Source organism: Micromonospora sp. WMMD729, assembly GCF_049315225.1.
Classification (GTDB): domain Bacteria; phylum Actinomycetota; class Actinomycetes; order Mycobacteriales; family Micromonosporaceae; genus Micromonospora.
The window spans coordinates 283,031-308,876 of the sequence record NZ_CP186059.1 but is presented as its reverse complement, the minus strand read 5'-3'; the positions used below and the strand labels follow the sequence as shown (position 1 = coordinate 308,876).

The following is a 25,846-nucleotide window of genomic DNA, read 5'->3' as shown; positions in this document are numbered from 1 at the left end:
GCCAGCAGCATTGCTCTCACGACACCCAGTCGCCGCAGGGCCGAGCCACCTGATCGACTCGACTTCCTCGAAGTGGGGGTGTCCCGCTCGGGCGGATGGCCCGACTTCACGGAACCGGAGTCGATCAAGGCATCGCGGGCTTATTGACATGCTGCCAACAGGGCGCGAGGGTGGTGCACATGCCCATCCCGGACGGCTCCCCCTCGCCCTGGCGCGAAGCCGAACACGACGACCTCGCCGAGCTGGCCCGCACCTTCTTCACCAAAGAGGTGCTGCCGCACACCGAGCGCCTGTCGACACAGGGGCACCCGGATCGCGAGCACTACCGACGGGCCGGTGAGCTGGGGCTGCTCGGCCTGTCCGTCCCGCAGGAGTACGGCGGCGGGGGCGGCGACTTCACCCACGAGGCCGTGGTGCTGCACGAGCAGGCGTACGCCGGGGAGGGCAGCCTCGGACTCGCCGTACACAGCGGGATCGTCACCGGCTACCTCGTGGCGTACGGCAGCGAGGAGCAGCAGCGGCGGTGGCTGCCCGGCCTGTGCAGCGGTGAGCTGGTGGGCGCGATCGCGATGACCGAGCCGGACGGCGGCTCGGACCTTCAGGCGATGCGGACACGGGCGGTCCGCGACGGCGACGACTACCTGGTCAGCGGAGCGAAGACGTTCATCACCAACGGCGGCCTGGCCGACCTGATCATCGTGGCGGTGAAGACCGACCCGGAGCAGGGGGCGTCCGGCATCTCGCTGCTGGTCTGCGAGGTGGGCGGCGATCCCGAGGGGTTCCGGCGCGGCCGGCTGCTGTCCAAGATCGGGCTGCACGCCAACGACACCGCCGAACTGTTCTTCGACGAGTTCCGGGTGCCGGCGGCCAACCTGCTCGGCGGCGTCGAGGGGCTGGGCTTCGTCCAGATGATGCAGCAGCTCCCGCAGGAGCGCCTGGTCATCGGCGTCGGCGCGGTGGCCGCCATGGAACGGGCGGTCGCGCTGACCGTCGCGTACGCCAAGGAGCGCACCGCCTTCGGCAAACCGCTGATGGGCCACCAGAACACCCGGATGGTGCTCGCCGAGTGCGCCACCCGTACCCGGGTCAGCCGGGTCTTCCTGGACGACTGCATCGCCCGGCACATCCGGGGCGACCTGGACCTGGCCACCGCCGCGATGGCCAAGTCGTGGCTCACCGACGGGCAGTGCGAGGTCGTCGACCGGTGCCTCCAGATCTTCGGCGGCTACGGCTACACGACGGAGTACCCGATCGCGCGGATGTACGCCGACGCCCGGGTGCAGAAGATCTACGGCGGCACCAACGAGATCATGAAGGAGCTGATCGCCCGTGCCCTCTGAGGCGTACGTCTATGACGCGGTCCGCACCCCGCGCGGACGCGGCCGGGACACCGGCGCGCTGCACGGGGTCAAACCGATCTCCCTGGTGGTCGGCCTGATCGACGCGTTGCGCGAACGCAACCCCGGCCTGGACGTCGCCCGGTTGGAGGACCTGCTGCTGGGCATCGTCACCCCGGTCGGCGAGCAGGGCGGCGACCTGGCCCGGGCCGCCGCGCTGCTGGCCGGGCTGCCCGACGAGGTGGGCGGGGTGCAGCTCAACCGGTTCTGCGCGTCCGGGTTGGAGGCGGTCAACTCGGCCGCCGCGCGGATCCGCTCCGGGTGGGAGCACCTGCTGCTGGCCGGCGGGGTGGAGTCGATGTCCCGGGTGCCGATGGGCTCCGACGGCGCGGCCTGGGCCACCGACCCGCAGACCGCGCTGGCCACGTCGTTCGTGCCGCAGGGCGTCAGCGCCGACCTGATCGCCACCATCGAGGGCTTCACCCGCGACGACGTGGACGGCTACGCGCTGCGGTCGCAGGAGCGGGCCGCCAAGGCGTGGGCCGGTGGGCACTTCGCCCGCTCGGTGGTGCCCGTCCGGGACGGCAACGGGCTGGACATCCTCACCGTCGACGAGCACCCGCGCCCGGAGACCACCCGGGAGACGCTGGCGAAGCTCACCCCGTCCTTCGCGATGATGGGCGAGGCGGCCGGCTTCGACGCGGTCGCGTTGCAGAAGTTCCACTGGGTGGAGGCGATCGAGCACGTCCACCACGCGGGCAACTCGTCCGGCATCGTGGACGGCGCGGCGCTGGTACTCGTCGGCTCCGAGCAGGTCGGCCGGGACCTCGGCCTCACCCCGCGCGCCCGGATCGTCGGCGCGGCGGTCAGCGGGGCCGACCCCACGCTGATGCTGACCGGCCCGATCCCGGCCACCCGCAAGGCGCTCGCCGTGGCCGGCCTGACCCTCGACGACATCGACCTGTTCGAGATCAACGAGGCGTTCGCGGCGGTGGTCCTCAAGTACGTCCGGGACCTGGGCCTGGACCCGGACCGGGTGAACGTCAACGGCGGCGCGATCGCCCTCGGCCACCCGCTCGGCGCGACCGGGGCGATGCTGCTCGGTACGGCGTTGGACGAGTTGGAACGCCGCGACCTGCGCCGCGCCGTGGTGACCCTGTGCATCGGCGGCGGCATGGGCGTCGCCACCGTGATCGAGCGCTGCTGACCGGGAGGACGACCATGACCGACACCATCCGGTACGAGCGCGCCGCCGACGGCATCGTCACGCTCACCCTGGACGACCCCGACCAGTCGGCCAACACCATGAACCGGGCGTACGCGGCCTCGATGAGCGCGGCGCTGGACCGGTTGGAGGCCGAGCCCGACCTCGTCGGGGTCATCGTGACAAGCGCGAAGTCGACGTTCTTCGCCGGTGGCGACCTGCCCGAGATGATCAAGGCCACGCGCGCCGACGCGCCCGCGCTGGCCGAGCTGCTCGGCACCATCAAGCGGGACCTGCGACGGTTGGAGACGCTGGGCAGGCCGGTGGTCGCGGCGGTCAACGGCTCGGCGCTCGGCGGCGGTCTGGAAATCGCGCTCGCCTGCCACCACCGGATCGCCCTGAACGCGCCCGGCAGCCGGCTCGGGCTGCCCGAGGTGACCCTGGGCCTGCTGCCCGGGGCCGGCGGGGTCACCCGGACGGTTCGGATGCTCGGCCTGGCCGCGGCGCTGACCACGGTGCTGCTCACCGGCCGGCGGATGCGCCCGGCCGACGCCCTGGCCGCCGGGATCGTCGACGAGGTGGTCGACACACCCGCCGAGATGCTGGACCGCGCCCGCGCCTGGATCGCCGCGAACCCGCAGCCGAAACAGCCGTGGGACCGGCCGGACTACCGGATGCCCGGCGGCACCCCGGCCAGTCGCTCCCTCGCCGCGCAACTGCCCGCGTTCCCGGCCACGCTGCGCAAGCAGCTCAAGGGCGCCCGGCTGCCCGCGCCGGAGGCGATCCTGGCGACCGCCGTCGAGGGCGCGCAGGTCGACCTGGACACCGCGCTGACCGTGGAGACCCGCCACCTCATCGGCCTGCTCACCGGGCAGGTCGCCAAGAACATGATCGGGGCGTTCTTCTTCGACCTGAAGGCCGTCAACGGCGGCGCGGCCCGACCGTCCGTGGACGTCCCGCCGGTACGACGGGTGGCGGTGCTCGGCGCCGGGATGATGGGCGCGGGCATCGCGTACGCCTGCGCCAGCGCGGGTCTGGACGTGGTCGTGCGGGACGTCTCGGCGGAGGCCGCCGGCCGGGCCCGGGAACACGCCGAACGGCTGCTGGCCCGCCGGGTACGCAAGGGCCGCGCCACCGAGGCGGACGCCCGTACGGTGCTGGACCGGATCACCACCACCGACCAGGTGGACGCCCTCGCCGGCTGCGACGCCGTCATCGAGGCGGTCTTCGAGGACCCGGCCCTGAAGCAGAAGGTGTTCGCCGAGGTGCTTCCGGTGCTCGCGCCGGACGCGCTGCTCGCCTCCAACACCTCCACGCTGCCGATCACCGGCCTGGCCAAGGGGGTGGACCGGCCGGCCGACTTCATCGGCATGCACTTCTTCTCGCCGGTGGACCGGATGCCGCTGCTGGAGATCGTGGTCGGCGAGCAGACCGGGGACGTGGCGTTGGCGCGGGCGTTCGACCTGGGCCGGCGGATCGGCAAGACCCCGATCGTGGTCAACGACGGCCGCGGCTTCTTCACCAGCCGGGTCATCGGCCGGTTTCTCGACGAGGCGGTCGGCATGGTCGCCGAGGGCGTACCCGCCGCGTCGGTGGAGCAGGCCGCCCTTCAGGCCGGGTATCCGACCGGGCCGCTGGCGCTGGCCGACGAGGTCAGCCTCACCCTGATCCAGCGGATCCGCCGCCAGTTCGAGGCCGCCAGCGCGGAGTACCTGCCGCTGCCGGCGCACCGCCTCGTCGACGAGCTGGTCGACGCGTACGACCGGCCCGGTCGGGCCGGCGGGCGCGGCTTCTACGACTACGAGGGCGGCGAGCGGGGTCGGTTGTGGACCGGACTGGCCGACCTGACCACCGACGCCGGCCGGGCGGTGCCATTCACCGACCTTCAGGAGCGGATGCTCTTCGCCGAGGCGCTGGACGCGCTGCGCTGCCTCGACGAGGGGGTGCTGCGTACCGAGACCGACGCCAACATCGGCTCGATCTTCGGCATCGGCTTTCCCGCCTGGACCGGCGGCGTGATCCGCTACGTCCGGCAGTACGCGGGCGGTCCGGCCGGCTTCGCGGCGCGGGCCACCGAGTTGGCCGACCGGTACGGCGAGCGGTTCACACCTCCCGGTGACCTGGTCGACCGGCTCGCCGCACCGGTCGGCGTCGCGTGAGCGCGGCGGGTGGGCCGTTGGCCGGGGTACGGGTGGTCGAGCTGGCCAGTCTCGCCCCGGCCCCGTTCGGCTGCATGGTGCTCGCCGACCTCGGCGCGGACGTGGTGCGCGTCGACCGGCCGGGCGGCCCGGGCGCCGGTCGGCTGGCCGCGCCGAGTGGTGGGCCGTTGCAGCGCGGGCGGCGGGTCACCGCGCTGGACCTGAAGTCCCCGGCCGGGGTGGCGGACCTGCTGCGCCTGGTCGAGCGGGCGGACGTGCTGGTCGAGGCGTACCGGCCGGGGGTCGCCGAGCGGCTGGGCCTCGGCCCGGACGTTTGCCGGGACCGCAACCCCCGGCTGGTGTACGCGCGGATGACCGGCTGGGGTCAGGACGGTCCGCTGGCCGACCGGGCCGGCCACGACATCGACTACATCGCGCTCGCCGGGGCCCTGGAACCGTTGGGCCGTGCCGGTGAGCGGCCGCACGCGCCGTTGAACCTGATCGGTGACTTCGCTGGTGGCGGCCTGCTGCTGGCCGTGGGCGTGCTGGCCGCGCTGCTGGAACGGGAGCGCTCCGGCCTCGGGCAGGTCGTCGACGCGGCCATGGTGGACGGTTCGGCGCTGCTCACCTCGTTCCTGCACGGGCTGCTCGGCACCGGCCTGTGGACGGCCCCGCGCGGGCGGAACCTGCTCGACGGCGGAGCGCCCTTCTACGACACGTACGCCACCTCCGACGGTGGCTTCATGGCCGTCGGCGCGCTGGAACCGGCCTTCTACGGCGAACTGCTGGCGGGGCTCGGCCTCGCCGAGGAGGACCTGCCCCCGCAGTACGACCCGAGTGGCTGGGACGTGCTGCGGCGGCGGTTCACCGAACGGTTCGCCGAGCAGACCCGGGACGAGTGGGCAGCGGTCTTCGCCGGCCGGGACGCCTGCGTCGCGCCGGTGCTCGCCCCGGGCGAGGCGCACCGACACCCGCACAACGCGGCCCGGCGGACGTTCGTCGAGGTGGACGGCGAGGTGCAGCCGGCTCCGGCGCCGCGCTTCGACCGTACGCCGACGGGCCCGCCCGTTCCGGAGCGGGATGTGTCACCGGTCGAGGAGATCCTGACCGCCTGGCGGTAGCTCCACAGCCGACCTTCCGGGGCAGCCGTACCGGTGTCGCGTTGATACCGTCGTGCACCGACGGTGGATCACGGACCGGAGGGGACACAGATGGCCAGTGGTATCGATCCGTCCGGGCTGAGTCGTTCGCTCGAGGACGCGATGCGCCTGCTCGGCCAGGCTTCGGGCACGATGTCGGCCCAGGCCGGCGACGCCGACGGGTCCGCGCCCGACGCCGAGCAGATGACCGGGCGGGGCACCGGCGGGGACGGTCTCGTCGAGGCGGAGGTCGCCGCCTTCGGCGCACTGCGGAGCCTGGTGATCGACCCGAGCCTGTCCCGGGCCGGCACGACCGTGATCGCCGAGTACGTGCTGGAGGCGGTGCAGGCGGCGCAGGCCGACGAGCGGGCCCGCCGCGCCGACGTGACGGCCGGGGCGCAGGTCGACAGCGCCGCCCTGACCCAGCAGCTCGAACGCGTCTCGTCCGAGGCGTTCCGGGGCTTCCAGCAGATGATCGGTGACCTGGACGCGGCCACCCGCCGGATGGATCGTCGCTGAGCCATGTCGGACGGGATCGAGGTGGACGTCGACGCCCTGCACGCTGCGGCGGCGTCACTCGGGGCCACCGGCCAGCAGCTCGGAGCGGCGGTCGACGGTCTTGAGTCGACGGTGACCGGGTCAGGCAACCCCTGGGGCTCCGACGAGGCGGGTTCGCTCTTCGGCGCCGTGTACGTCGAGGTCCTGACGCACGCGCTGGACGTCTACCGGTCGATGGCCGACCAGTTGACCGAGGCCGCGGAGAACCTGGACCTCAGCGCCGACGCACACGAGGCCACCGACCTCGCCAACGCGGAACTCTTCACGAGGATGGAGCTGCCCGGTGGGTATGCAGCTTCCGCCTGAGCTGGCCGAGGCGCTGGGCTGGGTCGGCTTCACCTGGCCCACCGCCGACGAGGAGTTGCTGTTCGAGGCGTCGCAGATGTGGTTCGCGTTCGCCGGGCGGCTGCGCACGGCGGGCGGCGAGGCGCAGGCGGGCGCGGCGCAGGTCGGTACGACGAACCGCGGCGACGACGTCCGCGCGTTCGAGCAGGCGTGGCAGGCCGAGGAGGGTGCGCCGCGCCGCATCGAGGACGGCGCCCAGGCGGCCGAACTGATCGGCATGGCGTTGCTGGTCATGGCCATCATCACGCTGACACAGAAGATCATCGTGATCGTCCAGTTGACGATCCTGGTGATCCAGGTGGCGATCGCGTTGGCGGCGGCGGCACCGAGCTTCGGCGCCTCGCTGGCCCAGATCCCCGTCTCGATCGGCGTGGCCCGGATGGCGATCCAGCGGATCATCAAAGAGGTCATCGAGAAGGTCGTCAAGGAGATCATCCCGCAGCTGTTGAAGCGCGCGAAGACGCTGCTGCGCCGCTTCACCCGCAAGGGCGCGAAGCGGGGCGGCCCCGGCCGCCGGGGCATTCCCGGCCCGCACACCACCGAGCGCTATCCCCACACCAAGCCGATGCTCGACAAGTACCGCAACGAGCACCTGCCCGGCGGGCACTTCCCCACCGCCGTACGCCGGCTCAGCCCGGAGGAACTCGAACAGCACCGGGTGTTCTTCGACAGCAACGGTGTGCTGCGCAGCGCGCGCAACGGCGAGCCGTTCGACACGTCGAGCGCCCAGACCGTGTTCAGTGGCAACGGCCAGGCGATCTTCGTGATGGACCGCAACGGCAACCTCTACGCGTCCAACTACCAGCGGGTCGGCGACTTCCACCACTCCACGCTGGGCAACGGCAACCCGGTCGCCGCGGCGGGCGAGCTGGTCGTGAAGGACGGTAGGGTCCAGTACGCGACGGCGCGCAGCGGTCACTACCAGCCCGACGTGAGCCACATGGCCAATCTCAACGCCGAGTTCCAACGCAACGGCGTCAACGGGGTTCCGATCCTGGGCTGGGACGGCGGCCGGATCTTCTAGGGGAGTCGACAGGCATGGGTACGGACAGTTGGAAGGGCCACGTCAACGGGATCCTCTACGGGGTCCAGTTCGACCGGGCGCTCGACGACGCGGTGGTGACCCGGGTCGCCGACGGGGTGGCCGCCGGGCTCTACCCGGGCGACCGGGCCGAGACGCGGGACGCGCTCGACCAGGCGCTGCGCTACTCGGGCCCGCTCAACGACCAGGCCGAGACGCCGCACAGCGAAGACGACATCCGCTCGTTCTTCCGCCGGCTATCAGCGGCGCTGGCATCCGCTCCGTCCCCGTCTTGAGCACCAGCGTCCGACGCTAAGATCGACACGAGATCGGTGATATCGGGCCATCCGACTGGCCTGGATAGCGCGACATCACCGATCTCGTGTGGATCTTGCGGCCGGCGGCACGGCCTCTGACGAAGGAGGTGCCGGTGCCGGACGCGGAGGACCTGGTCGCCGACGCGCTGGCTGCGGTGCGCGGCACCGACGTACGCCACGCCGAACGGCAGCTCGACCGGCTGATGGTCGGCACCGGCACGGCGGACGGCGCGACGGCGGTGGACGCCGCCCTGGTACGACGGCTGGTCCGCGGCCTGGGGCGGCTCTGGCCGCGCGGCTGGCAGCCGGTCGACGTACACCGGATCGCTGTGCGGCGGCTCGACGCCGGCGCGGCCCGGCTGGTCCGCGACGCGCTGGCCGCGCAGCGACGCGAGCAGGCCGAACCGGTCCCCGCCTGGTGGGACGACCAGCTCCGCGCGCTCGCCGCCCAGGACCGCGACGCCGCAGGCCAGGAATCGAACGCCGGCCGGGGCGCGAAAGCCGGCCGGAGCCGGAACGCCGCCCAGGGATCAAAGGCCGACCGAGGCCGGGACACCGCCCAGGGACCAAGCGGCCGCCGCGGCCGGGACGACGGCCCAAAGGTGCTGGCGGCCTGGACGGCAGCGGAAGGGCTGGACCGGGTCGACGCGCTGCGCGTGGCCGTCGACGTCCTCGCGCTGGTGGAGAGCCTGCCGCCGATCGCGGTGCTGCGTCCCCCGCCGGGCTCGACCGGGACGGCGCTCCCCCGCGCCGCCGGTACGGCCCGCAGCGGGTCGCCCATGCTGGACCGGGTACGCGCGCTGCTGGCCAAGGCCGAGTCGACCACCTTCCCGGCCGAGGCGGAGGCGTTGACCGCCAAGGCGCAGGAGCTGATCGCCCGGCACAGCATCGACGAGGCGCTGCTGGCCGCCGGTGCCGAGCGGGGCGACCAGCCGAGCGGGGTGCGCCTCGGCGTCGACACCCCGTACCCGGGAGCGAAGGCGCTGCTGGTGCAGGAGGTGGCGGCGGCGAACCGGTGCGAGGCGGTCTGGTCCGACGACCTCGGCTTCACCACCGTCCTCGGGTGGCCGGCGGATCTCGTGGCGGTGGAGTTGCTCTACACGTCGCTGCTGGTGCAGGCGACGGCCGCGATGCTGCGCGGACGGGCCGAGCGCCGGCCGGGTTCGGGCCGGCGGACGAAGGCGTGGGACGAGTCCTTCCTCAACGCGTTCGCGCTGCGGATCGGTGAGCGCCTGCGGGCGGCCACCGACGCGGCGACCGAGGCGGCGGGCCAGACAGAGGCCGGGGCGGATCGGCTGTTGCCGGTGCTCGCCCAGCGGGGCGAAGCGGTCCAGGAGCGGCTGGAGACGCTGTTCCCCGGTGTCACCCGGCACCGGCTCAGCGTGCGGGACACCGACGGCTGGTCGTCCGGCACCTCGGCCGCCGACCGGGCGTCCCTGGACGTCGGCGGCGGCTCCAAGCCTCGGCAGGTGCCGGGCCGGCCCTGACCCGTCCGGCGTGGGAACGCCACCGCCGGAGGTTTCTGCGATTTTCTTCGGTACGCGGTAGGGAACGGGGTGACGGCTCCGACCCTCCGGTGAGCCGCACCCCGTCCGGGGCGCGACCAGGAACCGAGGAGCATCCCCGTGAAGTACATGTTGCTGATCTGGAACCGGCCCGGCTTCACCGAGGAGCTGTCCGAGCGGGACCGGACCGCCCTGTTCGGCGAGGTCGACGAGATCATGAAGGAGCTGACCGAGAGCGGCGAGCTGATCGGCGGCCAGGCGCTCGCCGACCCGTCGCAGACGCAGACGGTCCGGCTCGCCGGCGGTCACCCCGAGATCGTCGACGGGCCGTTCATGGAGAGCAAGGAGCAGTTCGCCGGCTACCTGGCCGTGGACTGCGACAGCCCGCAGCGGGCCGCCGAGATCGCCGCCCGCTGGCCGGACGTGCGCTACGGCGGAGCGATGGAGGTCCGCCCGATCATGGACGAGGCCGGGACGGAGATGTGACCGAGGACCGGACGGTCGAGGATCTGCTGCGCACCCTCGCGCCGCAGGTCCTCGGCCTGCTGGTCCGCCGGCACGGTCAGTTCGACAGGTGCGAGGACGCGGTCCAGGAGGCGCTGCTCGCCGCCGCGACGCAGTGGCCCGGCCAGGGCGTGCCGGACAACCCGCGCGCCTGGCTGCTCACGGTGGCGACCCGCCGGCTCACCGACGAGTGGCGCAGCGAGAGCGCCCGCCGCCAGCGCGAGGTCACGGTGGCGCTGCGCGAGCCGGGGTACGCCCAGGTGGCGGCCCCGGCCGACGCCGAGCCGGCGGTACCGGACGCGGACGACACCCTGACCCTGCTGTTCCTCTGCTGTCATCCGGCGCTGAACGGGTCGGCGCAGGTGGCGCTGACGCTACGGGCGGTGGGTGGCCTCAGCACCGCCCAGATCGCCCGGGCGCACCTGCTGCCGGAGGCGACCATGAGCCAGCGCATCCGGCGGGCCAAGCAGCGGATCGAGGCGGCCGGCGCACGGTTCGCCTTGCCCGGACCGGCCGAGCGGGAGGAGCGGCTGCGGACGGTGCTGCGGGTGCTCTACCTGATCTTCAACGAGGGGTACACCGCATCGAGCGGGCCGGCCCTGCACCGGGCCGAGCTGACCACCGAGGCGATCCGGCTGGCTCGCGTCCTGCACGGGCTGTTGCCGGACGACGGCGAGGTGACCGGGCTGCTGGCACTGATGCTGCTCACCGACGCGCACCGGGCGGCCCGGGTGGGCCCGGACGGGGAGCTGGTGCCGCTGGCCGAGCAGGACCGGTCCCGCTGGGACGCCGCCGCCATCGCGGAGGGGATCGCCCTGATCACCGAGGCGTTGACCTGGTCGCCGCCCGGCCCGTACCAGCTTCAGGCGGCCATCGCCGCCGTGCACGCGGAGGCGTCGACGGCGGCGGAGACGGACTGGCGGCAGATCGTCGCGCTCTACCGGCTGCTGGGCCGGATCGCGCCGAACCCGCTGGTCACGCTCAACCAGGCGGTCGCGGTAGCCATGGTGGACGGGCCTCGGGCCGGGCTCGCCCTGCTCAGCCCGCTGGACGCCGACGAGCGTACGGCCGGGCACCACCGGCTCGCCGCCGTCCGGGCGCACCTGTTGGAGCTGGCCGGCGAGCCGGTGGCGGCGCGGGAGGCGTACCTGGCGGCGGCGCGCGGCACGACGAGCCTGCCCGAGCAGCGGTACCTGGAGCTGCGCGCCGCCCGGCTGGCGGCGCGGCACTGAGCGCCGCGCCGCCAGTGGGTTCACACATCGACCGCCGGGCAGCTCGTTCCGCGCGCGGGCACGACCGCATCGAGCAGGTAGGAGTCGACGATCTGCTGCACGCACCCACTCGTGGAGTAGCTGCCGTGCCCCCATCCCCGGTAGGTGAGCAGCACCCCGTGCCGGCCCAACTGTCGGGCCACGTTACGAGCCCAGTTGTAGCCGCTCGCCGGGTCGTGCACGGTGGCGGCGATCAGCAGCGGCACGTCGGCGCGTACCCGCAGCCGGTGCTGGGGGTTGGCGACCGGCGTCGGCGTGCCCAGGCAGGTGACCAGGGCGAACAGCGCCGGCGGGTAGCGCAGGTCGGGCGCGAGCCGGGCGCTGCGGCGCAGCAGCGCGTCGTACTCCCGGTAATCGCGGACCGACAGGTTCCAGTCCTGGCAGAAAACCGCGAAGGGGTACGGGACCACGGCGTCGTCGGCCAGCGTGGTGACACCCGGCGTCGGGGCGCCCCGCAACTTGTCGATCCACTGGGCGAGCCCCGGCCACCGGTCGGTCTCGTAGAGCTTCTTGTGCGCGAGGCGGCTCAACTCGAAGGGTGCCAGCGGGGCGCCGGCCCGGTCCGGGTCGGTCAGCGTGCCGGCCTCGGCCCGGTCGTGCAGCCCGGCCCAGATCGCCCGCACGTCCTGACCGTGCAGCACACAGTCGGCGGACCGGGCACACCAGTCGAGGAACTCGTCGAACGCGTCCTCGGCGGTGACGGCCTGGGTGTCGAGGAAGGCGCGGGTGTCGAGGCTGTGGTCCACCGCCGCCTCCAACACCATGGCCCGCACCCGGTCCGGGAACAGCTCGGCGTACCGCTCACCCAGCAGGGTGCCGTACGAGCTGCCGTGGAAGGTGAGCTGCCGTTCCCCGAGTGCGGCGCGAACCGCATCCAGGTCACGGGCGGCGCTTGTGGTGTCCACATGGTCGTAGAGCGCGCCGGTCCGGGCCCGGCAGTCGGCGCGCAGCAGCGCGTTGGTGGTCAGGGTGGCGTCGAACTGGGCCTGGTCGGCGATCACCTGGGGTTGCCGGCCGAGCAGGTCCCGGGAGCAGCGCACCGGGTTACTGGCACCGGTGCCGCGTGGGTCGAAGCTGACGATGTCGAACCGGCGGCGCAGGTCGGCGCTGAACCGGGACATGCCGTTCACCACCCGGTCGACGCCGCTGTCACCCGGCCCGCCGGGGCCGAAGAACAGCGTGCCCTGCCGGGCGGTCGGATCGGTGGCGACCCGGCGGGCCAACGCCAGCTCGAAGCGTTCGCCCCGTGGTCGGTTCCAGTCGACCGGCAGCGACAGGCTGCCGCACTCGGCCGGGGCCGGATCGGCCGGCGGTTCCTCGGGCACGTCCTCGGAACAGGGGTGCCAGTCAATGACGGGTCGGGCGGCGGCCGGGCTCGCCGGTGTCAGGCCGGCGGCCGTGAGGGCCAGGGCCATCGCCCAGCCGATTCCGGATTTGCGTACGCGCAGCATGGGGTGCTGTCCTCTCCTCGAAGGAGCGTTACCGGTGAAACTCGCCCAGCGGGCGAGGTGATGCTGCTTCCACCCGGGCCGTCGAGTGGCCGCTCGACGGCCCGGGGCCTCGACACGCGGGGTCAGTCGACCTCGCGCAGCACACGTTCGAGCGTGGTCATCCGGGTCTCCATCCCGCCCAGCCGGCCGTCCATCGCGGCGAGCAGTCGGGCGTTCTCCGCCTGTGCCTGCGCGGCGGTCTCGGCGAGCTTGCGGTAGTCATCCGCGCGGTCCGCCTCGTACCGGGCCCGCCGGGTCTTGGCGAGCTGCACGACGGTCACCGTGAACACGCTGATCAGCAGGGCGAAGACGCCGATCGCGCCGACCACCTCGGTCCAGTCGTGGTCGCTCATCCCGGTCATCGGGCCGCTCCCGGCTGCTCGCCCGGGTCGGGCGCGGTCAGCGTCTCGACCGCCGCCGCGATGACCTCGGGGGTGAGTGTGAGCACGAACGGCTCCACCTCGTAGTAGTTCATGGCCTTCCCGTCCTCCGACAACTCCATGCGGGCGGTGACCAGCCCGGCCGCCGCCAGCTTCCGTAGGTGGACCTGCAACAGCGCGCGGCTGATGCCCAGTTGCCGGGCCAGCCCGCTGACGTACGCGCGCTCGCGGGCCAACGCGGCGACGACCCGCAGCCGGTGCGGGTTGGCCAGGGTGGCCAGCACCCGGACCAGGTCGTCGCCGGTCGGCGGTGGAGCCGCGCTCATAACCAGCCCTTGCACATGCCAAAAGAAGTTAGCAGGTATCGCTAGGCTGCGGCGCGGCACGGAAGCGGAATCAGGGGGATCTCAGGGTCCCCGGAGAAGGTCCGGACACGACAGCACGCCGGGCCGGTGATGATCACCGGCCCGGCGTGCGGATTGCGTCGTACGTCAGCTCTTGAAGGCGTCCTTGATCTTCTCGCCGGCCTGCTTGAGCTTGGCCGTGGACTGGTCGGCGCGACCCTCGGCCTCGAGCTGCTCGTTGTCGGTGGCCCGACCGGCGCCTTCCTTCAGCTTGCCGGCCGCGTCCTCGGTGGCGTTATTGACCTTGTCGTCGAATCCCATTGCCAACCTCCATCGCAAGCGTCGCTACGAAATGAGAGGTACCCCCGTTGTCACCGGTCCAACCATGTCGGTCGTCACCTGTCGACGGCGGCCGACCGGAAGCGACGCAGTCGCAGGCTGTTGGCCACCACGAAGACCGACGAGAACGCCATGGTCGCGCCCGCGATCATCGGGTTGAGCAGCCCGGCGGCGGCCAGCGGCAGGGCCGCCACGTTGTAGCCGAACGCCCAGAACAGGTTGCCCCGGATGATGGCGAGCGTGCGCCGGGACAGCCGGATGGCGTCCACCGCGGCGTCCAGGTCGCCTCGCACGAGGGTCAGGTCGGACGCCTCGATCGCCACGTCGGTGCCGGTGCCCATGGCGAGCCCCAGGTCGGCCTGGGCCAGCGCCGGCGCGTCGTTGACGCCGTCACCGACCATCGCCACCGACCGCCCCTGCGCCTGGAGCCGCTTGACCACGTCGACCTTGCCGGCCGGCAGCACCTCGGCGATCACCTCGTCCACGCCCACCTCGGCCGCGACGGCCCGGGCGACCGTGGTGTTGTCTCCGGTCAACAGGACCGGTGTGAGCCCCAGGGCACGCAGCCGCGCCACGGCCGCCCGACTGGTCGGGCGGACCACGTCGGCGACCGCGAGCACGCCCCGGGCCCGCCCGTCCCAGCCCACGACGATCGCCGTACGCCCGGCGGCCTCGGCGTCCCGCACGGCCCACTCGACCTCCAGCGGTACGTCGACGCCGCGGTCGCGCAGCAGCCGGACCCGACCGAGCAGCACGACCCGGCCCTCGACCGTGCCGGTCACACCCAGCCCTTCGAGGTTGGCGAAGCCGGTCACCGGGGGCAGGTCGCCCGCCTCGGCGGCGCCCACCGCGACGGCCCGGGCGATCGGGTGCTCGGAGGCCGCCTCCACGGCCCCGGCGAGCCGAAGCAGCTCGGCCCGGTCCTCGCCGCTGGCCGGCACGACGTCCACCAGGGTCATCCGGCCGGTCGTCACGGTGCCCGTCTTGTCCAGCACGACGGTGTCCACCCGGCGGGTCGACTCCAGCACCTCCGGCCCCTTGATCAGCACGCCGAGCTGGGCCCCGCGACCGGTGCCGACCAGCAGCGCGGTCGGCGTGGCCAGACCCAGGGCGCACGGGCAGGCGATGATCAGCACCGCCACGGCGGCGGTGAACGCGGCGGTCGGCCCGGCACCCGTGCCGAGCCACCACCCCAGGGTGCCCACGGCCAGGGCGATGACGATCGGCACGAACACCCCGGAGATCCGATCGGCCAGCCGCTGCACGGCCGCCTTGCCGCTCTGCGCCTGCTCGACCAGGTCGGCCATCCGGGCCAGTTGGGTGTCCCCGCCGACCCGGGTGGCGGTGACGATCAGCCGGCCGCCCGCGTTGATCGTCGCGCCGACCACGGCGTCGCCCGGGCCGACCTCGACCGGCACCGACTCGCCGGTCAGCATGCTGGCGTCGACGGCGGAGGTACCCTCGTCGACCACTCCGTCGGTGGCGATCTTCTCGCCGGGACGGACCACGAACCGGTCCCCGACGACGAGTCGGTCCACCGGGACCAGGGTCTCCACCCCGGCCCGCAGCACCGTCACCTCCTTCGCGCCGAGTTCGAGCAGGGCGCGCAGCGCCGCGCCGGCAGTCCGCTTGGACCGGGCCTCGAAGTAGCGACCGGCCAGGATGAACACGGTCACCCCGGCGGCGGCCTCCAGGTAGATGTTGCCGGCGCCGTCGCTGCGGGTGATGGCGAAGCGGAACGGGTGTGTCATGCCGGGCATGCCGGCATCCCCGAGGAAGAGCGCCCAGAGCGACCAGCCGAACGCGGCGAGCGTGCCGAGCGACACCAGCGTGTCCATGGTGGCCGCGCCGTGCCGCAGGTTGGTCCACGCCGCGCGGTGGAACGGCAGCCCACCCCAGACGACCACCGGCGCGGCCAGGGTCAGCGAGAGCCACTGCCAGTAGTCGAACTGCCAGGGCGGCACCATGGCCAGCACGACCACCGGCACGCTCAGCACCGCCGAGACCCAGAGCCGGGTACGCGGACCCCGCAGCCGGTCCTGCACCGGCGCCTCGGCGGTCGGCGGGGCCGGCAGGGCCGCCGTGTAGCCGGTCTTCTGGACGGTCTCGATCAGGTCGTCCGGGGTGACCTCGTCGGCGTACCGGACGGTCGCCTTCTCGGTGGCGTAGTTGACGGTGGCGCTCACCCCGTCCATCCGGTTGAGCTTCTTCTCGATCCGCGCGGCGCACGCGGCGCAGGTCATCCCCCCGATCGCCAGTTCGATCCGGTTCGGCGCCTCGGGCAGCGGTCTGCTGGTGGTGGTCATCGTCTGGTCCCGTCAGTCGTGCCCGTGTCCGGGGGTGCCGTGGTCGGCCCCGCCGGTCGGTGTCGGTTCAGCCGTCGCGGCCGGATCAGCACCGGCCACCACGGTGAACTCGGCGGTGTGCACCCGCCCGCCGTGCCGGAAGTCGAGGTAGAGCCGGTAGATGCCGGCCGAGGGCACCTCGGCGTGGAAGGTGACGGCGGGGCCGGGCGGGGTGCGCCCGTCGCCGGGCGTCCCGTCCGGGTGTACGTGCAGGTACGCCAGATCACCCCGGCGCAGCGCCACCAGGTGCCCGTACGCCCCCAGGTACGGCTCCAGGTCGGTGACCGGCCGCCCGTCGCGGTGCACCGTCAGGGTCAGCGGGGAGGTGCGGCCCGGCTGCGGCGTACCGGCCAGGGTGACCGTGTAGCCGTCGACCGTGGTGCTGGTCGCCGGGGCGGGCAGCGCCCGCTCGGTCAGCTCGCCGGGGACGGCCACGTCCACCCCGAGGGTCAACGGCTCGCCCCCGGTCGGGGTGAAGTCGGCGAACGCCCGCCACTGCCCGGCGTCGGCCAGCGGGGTGGGCACCCGCCAGGTGCCGTCCGGGGCGAGTTCGGGGTGGACGTGCCGGAAGCCGGACAGGTCCCGACGGGCGACGATCAGGTGCATCCGCTTGTCGTGCGCGACGTCGTACCTGGTCACCGGCCGACCGTCCGGCCCGTCGATCCGGAACGCGAACTCGCCGGCCGGCGCGGTGACCGGTTGGAGCGTGTAGCCCCGGTCGGAGACGAGCAGCCCGCCGGGGACGAGGTCGGCGGCCTCGCCGCGCGGGGTGGGGCCCGAGGTGCGGGTCACGTCGGGCCGGCTCTGCGCGACCGGGTCGGTCGGATCGACCACCCGGCCGACCCCGTACGCCGCGCCGAAGACCGCCGCGAGACCGAGGGCGAACACGCCCAACCTGGTCAGCGTGGTCATCCCGGGCCTCCGCTCACGCCTCGACGAGGTCGTAGCCGGCCTCGTCGACCGCGGCCCGGACGGCCCCGGTGTCCACGGGTTGCTCGCTGCTGACGGTGACCTGGCCGGTGGCCAGGTCGACGCGTACGTCGCGCACGCCCTCGATCGCGCCCACCTCGGCGCTGACCGCGCTGACACAGTGCCCGCAGGTCATGCCCTGAACCTGGTACGTCGTCTCGACCATCGGACGGCTCCTCTCGTAGTACCGGTACCCGGTGGGGGTATGCCGGCAGGAACGGACGTTACCATACCCCCCAGGGGTACGCTATCCTCGTCGCCATGACCACACCCACCCCGATCCGCGGGTACACCGCCAGCAAGGACCAACTGCTCGCGCGGCTTCGCCGTGTGGAGGGGCAGGTCCGGGGCATCGAGAAGATGGTCGACGAGGACCGCTACTGCATCGACGTGCTCACCCAGATCTCGGCCATCCAGGCCGCGCTCGACAAGGTGGCCCTGGGCCTGCTCGACGGGCACGCCCGGCACTGCATGCACGAGGGGGCGGCCGAGGGCCGGGCCGACGAGATGGCCAGCGAGATGATGGCGGCCGTCGGCCGGCTCATGAAGCGCGGCTGAGTCCTCACTCCCGCTCCAGCAGCATCATGCCCGGCGCGCGGTCCCGCACCTCGCGTAACGCGCCGACCAGGAACGGCCAGCCGTCCCAGAGGAACACCACCGAGCCGAGCACCGGCCCGACCCAGGAGCGACCCGGCACGTCCAGTCGGAGCCCGAGCCGGTCCACGACCAGGTGGCTGGTCAGCACCACCCGGCACCGTGAGCACCAGGCAGACCCAGAACCGACGCCGGAACATGGCCGGGTCGTGCCCCGCGTGCTTGTCGTGCCCGGCGTGTCCGGCATGGTCGGCCTGCGCGGCGTGTCCGGCCTGCGCGGCGTGGTCGGCGTGCTCTCGGTGATCGCTGGGCGGCTCGGGCATGACTCCACCATCGCGCTCCGGCCGGGCGGTGTCAGCGGTTCGACTCCGGCGACACTCCGGCACGACCTGCGCCACCCAGGCGCACTGGTTAGCATCGTCCCGCGATGACCCACCGGATCCCGCCGCCGAGACCGGCGACGGCGCCGCCACCGCGACGCCGTACCGCACCGACCGGGTCGCCTCGTCACCCTCCGTGATCGCCGCGTCGTCAGGCGGCGAGCCGACGCGCCCGTCACGGCGTTCGTCCGGCGAAGCTGAACCGCACGGCCCGCCGGCACGTACCCCGCACCGGATCGTTGGGAGTCTCGCATTGGGTTCCGACCACAGCCATTCCGCTCGACCCGCCCCGCCCCGGGTACGGCGGATCCTCGTCGCGACGGTGGTGCCGCTCTTCGTGGCCACCGTCGTCGCCGCCGTGGTGCTGTGGCCGCGCGAGGGCGCACCGACGAGCGGCGGTGCGACGGACGTGCCCCGCTACCACGGCACGGTGACCCGGGTGGTGACCGAGCCGTGCCCGCCCTCGGCCAGCCCCGAGGGCGGGGCGGCCAGCGGGCCGTGCGGCACCGTGGACGTCCGCGTCAACGACGGTCCGAACGCCGGCGGGCAGGTGCGCACGCCCGTCCCCGCCGGGCCCGGAGCGCCGCGCGTCGAGGTGGGCGACGAGGTCGTCCTGGTCGAGCTGTCCGACCCGACCGATCCCGCCACCAGCACCTGGAACATCGCCGAGCACCAGCGCGGGACGCCGCTGGTGTGGCTCGTGGTGGTCTTCGCCGCCGCGATCGTCGCGTTCGGGCGGTGGCGGGGCCTCGCCGCGCTCGCCGGTCTGGCCGCCAGCTTCGCCATCCTGCTCACCTTCGTGTTGCCCGCCATCGGCGCCGGCCGGTCCCCGCTGCTGGTGGCCGTGGTCGGCGCGGCCCTGATCATGTTCGTGGTGCTCTACCTGACGCACGGGGTGACCGCGCAGACCTCCGTCGCGGTTCTCGGCACCCTGGGCAGCCTGGTGCTCACCGGCGTGCTCGCGACCATCGCCACGGCCGCCACCCAGCTCACCGGCTTCGGCAGCGAGGACGCCACCACGCTCTCGATGTTCCAGTCCGATGTGGACCTGCGCGGCCTGCTGCTCGCCGGGATCATCATCGGCTCACTCGGGGTACTCGACGACGTGACCGTCACCCAGGCCGCCACCGTCACCGAGCTGGCCAACGCCAACCCCGGGCTGGGCCGGCGACAGCTCTACCGGGCGGCCACCCGGGTCGGTCGGGCGCACATCGCCTCCACGGTCAACACCATCGTGCTGGCGTACGCGGGCGCGTCACTGCCACTGCTGCTTCTGCTCACCGCCGACTCGCGTCCCATCGGGCAGATCCTGACCAGCGAGTTCCTCGCCCAGGAGATCGTCCGCAGCGCGGTCGCCACGCTCGGCCTGATCGCCGCCGTACCCCTCACCACCGGGCTGGCCGCGGTGGTGACCGCAGCCGGATCGACGACCCCGACCGACGCGGACGCCCCGGCGCCGCGCCCCCGCGCGGACCGCGCGGAGGCGCTGGCCGCTCTCAGTTCCCCGCCTGCGGGTCGGGCCGACGGGCCCGATCCGCAGCGGAGCACACCCCCATCCACCGCCACCACCGGGTGGCCAGAGCCGAACAGGAGCACGGATACGGCATGGTGACACTCCTCAGCGTGACCGGATCGGGCACCCGCCCTGAGAACCGCGTCACTGGTCACTCAACGCCATGGCGAAATGACGCTTTTAGTCGGCATCAGGACGTAGCTCAGGCGGTGGACTCTCGGGTAACCTCGCTGCCGGTCACCGACGAAGGCGCGCAGCGGCGCCTGCGGTGCCACCGCCCAATCGCCAACCGGCGAGCCGGGGACCCAGGTACGTGGGGTGAATCCGCGACAGCGGTAGGGGCCACTTCCGCCCCGAACCCGTCAGCTAACCCGGTCGGCGGTCGACGGAAGGGAAGATTGTGACGGCACCCCTACGCCGCTGGTTGACGCCCGTGGTGGCCGTGCTCGCTGCGCTGACCGTGTTCGCCGGGCCCCTCCCGGCGCACGCCGCCCCGACGACCCCCACGCCGTCCGGGCACGAGGAGGCCGACGAGCCCAAGCTGCTCACCGACGTGATCGAGCAGACCAACCGGGACTACGTGGCGGCGAAGTCCAAACTGGACAAGTCGAAGAAGCGGCAGCTCGAACTGGCGGTGGAGGTCGAGCGGGCCAAGGCCGATCTGGCCGCGCTGGAGCCGCAGGTCGCGCAGATCGCCGCCCAGTCGTACCGGACCGGGCGGATCGGTGCGATGGCCATGCTGCTGGAGAGCGACGCCCCGGACTCGTTCGTCCAGCGGGCGGCGGCGCTCGACGAGATGAACATGGTCAACGGGAAGAAGCTCGCCGAGGTCAACGCGGTGAAGGCCCGCGCCGAGCAGGCCAAGCTGCTTCTCGACGCCGAGGTACGCGAGCAGCAGAAGCAGACCGCGCTGATGGCGAAGGACAAGCGCGACGCGGAGAAGTCTCTCGCCCTGGTCGGTGGTGAAGGCTTCACCGGTGGCCTGGTCGACGCCAAGTCGATGGTCGCCCGGATCGGCCCGGGGCGCACCGCCGACGGCGACTGGAAGCCCCAGTCGTGCAGCGAGGACGACCCGACCACCTCCGGCTGCGTCACGCCGCGCACCCTGCACGCCTACAAGGAGGTCAAGCGGGCCGGCTTCAACCGGTTCGTGGGCTGCCACCGCAACGGTGGACCGTACGAGCACCCGAAGGGCCGCGCCTGTGACTGGTCGCTGCAGAAGAGCGGCTTCAGCCCGTGGCACAACAACGACACCCGAATGTACGGCAACAACGTCGCCGCGTTCCTCATCCGCAACGCCGACCGGCTCGGCATCTACTACGTGATCTGGAACCGGCAGATCTGGTTCCCGGCGACCGGCTGGAAGTCGTACAGCGGGCCGTCCAACCACACCGACCACGTACACATGTCGCTGCTCTGATCGACGCCCGCAGAGTGAGGGCCGTCCCGCGTCCGGCGGGGCGGCCCTCGACGCGTCAGGCGGCGGTGGTCGCCGCCGGGTCGTCCGAGGCTTCGCCGGCCGGTACCGGAGTCACCGGTCGCACCACTCCGGCGGCGAGCCGGTACGACATCCCCACCACCGCGCACCGCTCCTGCGCCACCGCGTCGGCCAACACGGGCGACTGCGCGAGCAGCGTCTCGACGGTCTGCGCGATGTGGATGTCGACGATCCCGTCGATGTCGTCCACGCCCTCGGCCGTGGCTCGCCGGAGGCTCGGCAGCACCGCGTCGACGACCGCCGGAAGGTGCCCCGGCGGCGCGATGCCGGTGGCCGCCGCCTCGCGGGCCGCCTGCACGGCGCCGCAGGAGTCGTGCCCGAGCACCACCACCAAGGGCGTACCGAGGACCGCCACCGCGTACTCCACGCTGCCCAGCACCTCCGACCCGGTGGTGTGCCCGGCCGTACGGACGACGAAGAGGTCGCCCAGCCCCCGGTCGAAAATGATCTCGGCGGCCAGGCGGGAGTCGGAGCAGCCGACGATCACCGCGAAGGGGTGCTGCCCGTCCGCCACGGCGGCCCGGTGGCCGGCGTCCTGGTTGGGGTGGTGCGGCGCTCCGGCCACGAAGCGACGGTTGCCGGCGACCAGCTCGGCGTACGCTCGGGCCGGCTCGGTCGACGCTCGATCGACGGTCCGCTGCATGCCCGGCTGTCCGCCAGGCGTACCGGAACGGCTCATCCCCGCACCTCGTCTCCACGCGTTTGACCTGCTCAAAGGCCTCTTCAGCCGGGCCGGCGGCGGGCGCTGGCTCGCGCTCAACGGTCACACGCACCGCAAGATGCGTCAAGATATGCGTGATTTAGATTTCATACGTTGACCCCGAGAGGCGACCCCACGATGGCGAGCACGGCGGCCGGCGACGGCCGGAACTGGACATTCCTCACCAACCACGGGCATGTGCTCCTCGCCATCGCCCGCGATCCGACCGCCCGGCTCCGCGACGTGGCGGCGGAGGTGGGCGTCACCGAGCGGGCCGCCCAGGCCATCGTCGCCGACCTGGAGGCCGGCGGTTACCTGCACCGCACCCGGGTCGGGCGGCGTAACGAGTACACCCTCAACCCCGCCGGCCGGTTCCGGCACCCCGCCGAGGCCGAGGTGCAGGTCGGCGACCTGCTCGCCCTGTTCACCACACCCGCCGCCGAGGACGCTTCCTGATCGGCCTGCGCCGCGCTCCCTGACCGGCCTCGCCCACGCTCCGTGACCGACCCTCGGCCATGTTCCCTGACCGGCCTCGCCCACGCTCCCTGACCGACCCTCGCCCACGCTCCCTGACTGGCCTCGGCCATGTTCCCTGACCGGCCCCCGCCACGGCGACATCGGCCGGCGGCTGTCCGACGCCGTAGCCGACCCGGGCCGGCGTCGCCGGGCCGTTGCCCGACGCGGCGCAGCGGTAATCTCTGCGGGTGCGCGAATGCCTGCCGCCGAGCGCGACCGAGCCTCCCCGCCGTACCGTCCGCGCCGTCCTCAGTGGAACGCTCGCGGCCCTGCTCGGGGCCGCCCTGGTGGTGACGCCCGGCGGGCCGGCCGCAGCGGCGGCGCCCGTGTGCGGCCCGGCCGGTGAGGACGGCCTGGTGGAGATGCCGTGGGCGCTGCGCCGGGTGGACCCGGCCTCGGCCTGGCCGATCTCCCGAGGGGCCGGGGTGACGGTGGCGGTCATCGACTCCGGGGTCTCGGCCATCCACCCCACCCTGAAGAGCCGGGTGCTCCCCGGGCGCGACTTCAACAACCTGCCCGCCAACCAGGGCCAGTGCGACCTGGCGGGTCACGGCACGATGGTCGCCGGCATCATCGCCGGCCAGGACGGCACCGGAGCACCGTTCAGCGGTGTCGCTCCGGGTGCCCGGATCCTGCCGATCCGGGTGCTGCCCGACGCCAAGGGCACCAACGACGAGGCGCTGCCCGGGCAGATCGCGGCCGCCATCGACTGGGCCGTCGACAACGGCGCCGACGTGATCAACCTGTCCCTGGTGACCCTGCCCCGACCCGAACTGGCCCGGGCCGTCGAACGCGCCCTCGCCAAGAAGGTGATCCTGGTCGCCGCCGCCGGCAACCGGCAGGAGACACAGGAGGACAAGCCGGCGTACCCGGCCGCCTACCCGGGCGTCATCGCCGTCGCCGGCGTGGACGAGCAGGGCGGGCACGTCGGCACCTCGGTCAGTGGCAGCTACGTCGACGTCGCCGCGCCGGGCCTGAACATCGTCGGTCCCGCGCCCGGTGGATCCGGCTACCGCGCCGAACCGACCGGTGGGACCAGCTTCGCCGCCGCGTACGTCTCGGGGGTGGCGGCGCTGGTCCGGGCCGCCTACCCGGACCTCACCCCGGAGCAGGTCGCCGACCGGCTGGAGCGTACGGCGGACAACCCGCCGCAGGGGCGCAACGCCGAGGTCGGCTACGGGGTGGTCAACCCGTACCGGGCGGTGTCGAGTCTGTTGGGCACCCGCACCAACCCGCCGATCGGCGCGCTCGCCGCACCCGCTCCCGAAGCCGATCCGCTGAGCTGGCAGCGCACCGCGGCGATCTGGGCGGCCGTGGTCGGCGCCCTGCTCACCGTACTGCTGCTGATCACCCGACCGATCGTGGCGCGGGGCCGCCGACGCAGCTGGCGTACCGACCACCGCACCGACGAACCGGTCACCGGCTGAGCCCGGTCATCGCGCGCACGGCGCTGGCGCGGTCGCGCACCAGCGCCGTGCCGCGTCGCTCAACGCAGGATGCCGGAGGTGCCGCCGCCGTCCGCGCCCCACACGTCCTCGTCCTCTTCCAGCCAGGTGTTGCGAGCGGATTCCTCTTCGCCGTAGCCGGCGCCGCCACCCGTCCCGGCCACACCACCGGCGCCGCGCGCACCCGCGCCACGCCCACCGGCGCCTGCCGCGCCGCGACCGGCACCGCCCCGGCCGGCACCGCCGCCACCGGCGACGCCGCCCATACCGGGTGCCATGCCACCGGCCAGCTTGCCGCCCGCGCCGAGTCGACCACCGGCGCCGCGGCCGCCACCGCGACCCGCGCCCGCCGCGCCGCCGCCCATCATCGGGCCCATGCCCGGGGAGACCGCCCGACCGAGCGCGCCGCCGCCCGCGAGAGCGCCCACGCCTCCCCCGGCGCTGCCCAGGCCGCCACCGCCGCCCAGTCCGGGAGAAGATCCCAGGCCACCGGAGCCGAGGCCGCCGCCCAGACCGGAGCCGAGCCCGGGAGCGCCGCCACCGCCCGCGCCCGCGAGGCCGCTGCTGTACCCGTCGTCCACGCCGGGTACGCCCCCGGTGCCCGGGTAGTCACCGGTGCCGGTGTCGTACCCGCCGGAGAGGTCGGGGTGGGTGCCGGACCCGCTGGGCAGGTTGCCGGTGCCCGGCATGTCGCCGGTGCCGATCGAGGGTGTGGCACCCAGGCCACCACCGCCGCCGCCACCGCCGAGCTTAGGCACGCCACCACCACCGCCGCCCCCGCCGCCACCGTTGTCCAGGTTGGGGATCTCGGTTGTCGGAGCTTTTCGTTGGGAGCCGTCAGCCTCGCCGGGGGTGCCGGGCGCGGTGGCCTGGTAGTCGCCGCTCACCTTCTCGTAGACTCGGGCCGCGTCCTCCGACTGGTCGTTGATCCAGTCGGCGATGGCGGTCACCGGGTCGAACCAGCCGAGGAAATCCGGCGAGACCTTCGCCTCGAAGAAGCCGACCCCGAGGGTCAGCTTGGCGTTGCGCGCCTCCAGCACGTCGTTCACGCAGGTCGCCGGGATCGGGAAGTCCCGCTGGGCCGCGGTGAGGTCGGCGGCGGCGGACTTGAGCGACTGGACGATGCCGTTGCCCTTCTCGGCGTCCGCCACGATCTGCCCGGTGTCCTTGGAGATCTGCTCGATGTGACCCTTGAACGCCTCGTACGCTGGCCCCTTCCAGGTCGTACCCAGGTCCTTGATGTTCTTGTCGAGGCTCTCCTTGACGTGGTTGAGATTCTTGAGCAGTTGTTCCCAACCGAGGGCGGCGCTCTCCACGTCGCCCGGCCGGCCGTCGATGACGACCTTCTGGCACATCTCTTCCCAGCTCAGGCCCATCTGTCGCCCTCCCCCGTCCTAGCGTCCGTCGCCGTTGCCGGCCACGTCGCCGAAGACACGCTGCATGTCGGCGGCGGACATCCTGTTCTGCTCCTCCGCCGTCTCGTAGTTCTGCTTCACCTGGCGCAGCGCCTCCGCCGCGTCGTACAGGCTCTGCGAGAGCTTGCGGACACCGGACTCGGTGCCCTGGTAGAGCCCCTGGTGCTTGGCGGCCAACCGGTTGGCCCAGTCGAACCCGCCGAGCGGGCTCGGCTGACCGCCGGCCCCACCCGCCACGCCGCTGGCCGCGCCACCCATCAGGTCCTGGATGTCGACCATGTCGTAGGAGAGCTTGTTCAAATACGCGGCGTGGGTCTCCAACCAGGTGATGGCCGAGTCCAGGCTGGTCGCGTCCCACTCGGTCTTGACGCCGGCCTCACCGGGCGCGGCGATCAGGCCCTCCGGCGTGGCGGCGTGGTTGACGTTGTCGATCTCCAGGCCGGTCACGGCCAGACCCGACGTCGGCATCCCGCCCACCGGGACCGGGATGTACAGGTCGTCGTTCACGTACCGTTCCGGCTGGGTGGTCCTGTCGTCCGTCATCGGTCCCCTCCCCGAAACCCTGACTGGTGGTGTGCG

The 25,846-nt window shown here is 73.1% G+C and carries 28 protein-coding genes and 1 riboswitch; of the genes, 17 read left to right on the top strand and 11 right to left on the bottom strand.

From position 1 onward, the window contains the following. Positions 1 to 179: 179 nt before the first annotated feature. The 11 genes from ACN263_RS01430 to ACN263_RS01380 all read left to right on the top strand — a co-directional run bounded on the left by ACN263_RS01430 (position 180) and on the right by ACN263_RS01380 (position 11,300). On the top strand, positions 180 to 1,340 hold the full coding sequence (locus ACN263_RS01430; protein ID WP_422738026.1) for an acyl-CoA dehydrogenase family protein: 1,161 nt from the start codon (positions 180 to 182) through the stop codon (positions 1,338 to 1,340). Continuing rightward, complete coding sequence (locus tag ACN263_RS01425) at positions 1,330 to 2,544, top strand: acetyl-CoA C-acetyltransferase (protein ID WP_422738025.1); 1,215 nt, start codon at positions 1,330 to 1,332, stop codon at positions 2,542 to 2,544. The genes ACN263_RS01430 and ACN263_RS01425 overlap by 11 nt, the downstream gene beginning before the upstream one ends. A gap of 14 nt (positions 2,545 to 2,558) precedes the next feature. Further along, entirely contained in the window at positions 2,559 to 4,700 is a 2,142-nt protein-coding gene (locus ACN263_RS01420; protein ID WP_422738024.1) for a 3-hydroxyacyl-CoA dehydrogenase NAD-binding domain-containing protein, read from the top strand. Then, the gene (locus ACN263_RS01415) at positions 4,697 to 5,800 is read left to right on the top strand and encodes a CaiB/BaiF CoA transferase family protein (RefSeq protein WP_422738023.1); all 1,104 of its coding nucleotides are present in this window, start codon (positions 4,697 to 4,699) and stop codon (positions 5,798 to 5,800) included. The genes ACN263_RS01420 and ACN263_RS01415 overlap by 4 nt, the downstream gene beginning before the upstream one ends. Before the next feature lie 90 nt (positions 5,801 to 5,890). Next, the gene (locus ACN263_RS01410) at positions 5,891 to 6,337 is read left to right on the top strand and encodes a YbaB/EbfC family nucleoid-associated protein (protein WP_422738022.1); all 447 of its coding nucleotides are present in this window, start codon (positions 5,891 to 5,893) and stop codon (positions 6,335 to 6,337) included. Between the two features lie 3 nt (positions 6,338 to 6,340). Continuing rightward, positions 6,341 to 6,682, top strand: a complete 342-nt coding sequence (locus ACN263_RS01405; RefSeq protein WP_422738021.1) for a WXG100 family type VII secretion target — start codon at positions 6,341 to 6,343, stop codon at positions 6,680 to 6,682. Next, a complete protein-coding gene (locus ACN263_RS01400) occupies positions 6,660 to 7,745 on the top strand; it encodes a hypothetical protein (RefSeq protein ID WP_422738020.1) in 1,086 nt (361 codons plus the stop codon). The genes ACN263_RS01405 and ACN263_RS01400 overlap by 23 nt, the downstream gene beginning before the upstream one ends. A 14-nt stretch (positions 7,746 to 7,759) precedes the next feature. Continuing rightward, on the top strand, positions 7,760 to 8,038 hold the full coding sequence (locus ACN263_RS01395) for a hypothetical protein (protein ID WP_422738019.1): 279 nt from the start codon (positions 7,760 to 7,762) through the stop codon (positions 8,036 to 8,038). A gap of 134 nt (positions 8,039 to 8,172) precedes the next feature. Continuing rightward, positions 8,173 to 9,546 (top strand): DUF2786 domain-containing protein, encoded by a 1,374-nt coding sequence (locus tag ACN263_RS01390; protein WP_422738018.1) that lies wholly within the window; start codon positions 8,173 to 8,175, stop codon positions 9,544 to 9,546. 147 nt (positions 9,547 to 9,693) lie between these two features. Next, positions 9,694 to 10,050 carry a YciI family protein gene (locus ACN263_RS01385; RefSeq protein ID WP_422740561.1) on the top strand — a complete coding sequence of 119 codons (357 nt, stop codon included), beginning with the start codon at positions 9,694 to 9,696 and terminating at the stop codon, positions 10,048 to 10,050. Then, on the top strand, positions 10,047 to 11,300 hold the full coding sequence (locus ACN263_RS01380; protein ID WP_422738017.1) for an RNA polymerase sigma factor: 1,254 nt from the start codon (positions 10,047 to 10,049) through the stop codon (positions 11,298 to 11,300). Before ACN263_RS01385 ends, ACN263_RS01380 begins: the two co-directional genes overlap by 4 nt. Positions 11,301 to 11,320: 20 nt before the next feature. On the opposite strand, the gene ACN263_RS01375 is transcribed toward ACN263_RS01380, so the two are convergent. The 7 genes from ACN263_RS01375 to ACN263_RS01345 form a co-directional block, all read right to left on the bottom strand. Beyond that, complete coding sequence (locus ACN263_RS01375; RefSeq protein WP_422738016.1) at positions 11,321 to 12,790, bottom strand: alpha/beta hydrolase; 1,470 nt, start codon at positions 12,788 to 12,790, stop codon at positions 11,321 to 11,323. A gap of 122 nt (positions 12,791 to 12,912) precedes the next feature. Further along, on the bottom strand, positions 12,913 to 13,191 hold the full coding sequence (locus ACN263_RS01370; protein WP_422738015.1) for a hypothetical protein: 279 nt from the start codon (positions 13,189 to 13,191) through the stop codon (positions 12,913 to 12,915). Next, positions 13,188 to 13,535 (bottom strand): ArsR/SmtB family transcription factor, encoded by a 348-nt coding sequence (locus ACN263_RS01365; RefSeq protein ID WP_422738014.1) that lies wholly within the window; start codon positions 13,533 to 13,535, stop codon positions 13,188 to 13,190. Before ACN263_RS01365 ends, ACN263_RS01370 begins: the two co-directional genes overlap by 4 nt. Positions 13,536 to 13,700: 165 nt before the next feature. Next, entirely contained in the window at positions 13,701 to 13,874 is a 174-nt protein-coding gene (locus ACN263_RS01360) for a CsbD family protein (protein WP_278150219.1), read from the bottom strand. A 74-nt stretch (positions 13,875 to 13,948) separates the two neighbouring features. Further along, positions 13,949 to 16,198, bottom strand: coding sequence for a heavy metal translocating P-type ATPase (locus ACN263_RS01355; RefSeq protein ID WP_422738013.1), 2,250 nt, complete (start codon positions 16,196 to 16,198; stop codon positions 13,949 to 13,951). Between the two features lie 12 nt (positions 16,199 to 16,210). Then, positions 16,211 to 17,149: a hypothetical protein gene (locus ACN263_RS01350; protein ID WP_422738012.1), complete on the bottom strand. Its 939-nt coding sequence runs from the start codon at positions 17,147 to 17,149 to the stop codon at positions 16,211 to 16,213. A gap of 13 nt (positions 17,150 to 17,162) precedes the next feature. Further along, positions 17,163 to 17,372, bottom strand: coding sequence for a heavy-metal-associated domain-containing protein (locus ACN263_RS01345; protein WP_422738011.1), 210 nt, complete (start codon positions 17,370 to 17,372; stop codon positions 17,163 to 17,165). 95 nt (positions 17,373 to 17,467) lie between these two features. Here ACN263_RS01345 and ACN263_RS01340 point away from each other — a divergent pair, with 95 nt between their 5' ends. After that, the gene (locus ACN263_RS01340) at positions 17,468 to 17,764 is read left to right on the top strand and encodes a metal-sensitive transcriptional regulator (RefSeq protein WP_334628460.1); all 297 of its coding nucleotides are present in this window, start codon (positions 17,468 to 17,470) and stop codon (positions 17,762 to 17,764) included. A 4-nt stretch (positions 17,765 to 17,768) separates the two neighbouring features. Here ACN263_RS01340 and ACN263_RS01335 read toward each other — a convergent pair whose 3' ends face one another. Then, entirely contained in the window at positions 17,769 to 17,954 is a 186-nt protein-coding gene (locus tag ACN263_RS01335; RefSeq protein WP_422738010.1) for a hypothetical protein, read from the bottom strand. 55 nt (positions 17,955 to 18,009) lie between these two features. Between ACN263_RS01335 and ACN263_RS01330 the strand changes: the two genes are divergently transcribed. From ACN263_RS01330 to ACN263_RS01320, 3 genes are all read left to right on the top strand, one after another. Continuing rightward, a complete protein-coding gene (locus ACN263_RS01330; RefSeq protein ID WP_422738009.1) occupies positions 18,010 to 18,231 on the top strand; it encodes a hypothetical protein in 222 nt (73 codons plus the stop codon). A gap of 202 nt (positions 18,232 to 18,433) precedes the next feature. Then, positions 18,434 to 19,792 carry a YibE/F family protein gene (locus tag ACN263_RS01325; RefSeq protein ID WP_422738008.1) on the top strand — a complete coding sequence of 453 codons (1,359 nt, stop codon included), beginning with the start codon at positions 18,434 to 18,436 and terminating at the stop codon, positions 19,790 to 19,792. A 166-nt stretch (positions 19,793 to 19,958) separates the two neighbouring features. After that, positions 19,959 to 20,089: riboswitch (cyclic di-AMP (ydaO/yuaA leader) on the top strand. A gap of 4 nt (positions 20,090 to 20,093) precedes the next feature. Next, on the top strand, positions 20,094 to 21,113 hold the full coding sequence (locus ACN263_RS01320) for a coiled-coil domain-containing protein (protein ID WP_422738007.1): 1,020 nt from the start codon (positions 20,094 to 20,096) through the stop codon (positions 21,111 to 21,113). 55 nt (positions 21,114 to 21,168) lie between these two features. On the opposite strand, the gene ACN263_RS01315 is transcribed toward ACN263_RS01320, so the two are convergent. After that, entirely contained in the window at positions 21,169 to 21,870 is a 702-nt protein-coding gene (locus ACN263_RS01315; RefSeq protein WP_422738006.1) for a carbonic anhydrase, read from the bottom strand. A 159-nt stretch (positions 21,871 to 22,029) separates the two neighbouring features. Between ACN263_RS01315 and ACN263_RS01310 the strand changes: the two genes are divergently transcribed. Next, positions 22,030 to 22,347, top strand: coding sequence for a helix-turn-helix transcriptional regulator (locus ACN263_RS01310; RefSeq protein ID WP_422740905.1), 318 nt, complete (start codon positions 22,030 to 22,032; stop codon positions 22,345 to 22,347). Between the two features lie 248 nt (positions 22,348 to 22,595). Then, positions 22,596 to 23,834: a type VII secretion-associated serine protease mycosin gene (gene mycP / locus ACN263_RS01305; RefSeq protein WP_422738005.1), complete on the top strand. Its 1,239-nt coding sequence runs from the start codon at positions 22,596 to 22,598 to the stop codon at positions 23,832 to 23,834. 59 nt (positions 23,835 to 23,893) lie between these two features. On the opposite strand, the gene ACN263_RS01300 is transcribed toward mycP, so the two are convergent. Both ACN263_RS01300 and ACN263_RS01295 read right to left on the bottom strand, forming a co-directional pair. Continuing rightward, a complete protein-coding gene (locus ACN263_RS01300; RefSeq protein WP_422738004.1) occupies positions 23,894 to 25,228 on the bottom strand; it encodes a WXG100 family type VII secretion target in 1,335 nt (444 codons plus the stop codon). Between the two features lie 18 nt (positions 25,229 to 25,246). Further along, a complete protein-coding gene (locus tag ACN263_RS01295) occupies positions 25,247 to 25,810 on the bottom strand; it encodes a hypothetical protein (protein WP_422738003.1) in 564 nt (187 codons plus the stop codon). Positions 25,811 to 25,846 lie beyond the last annotated feature (36 nt).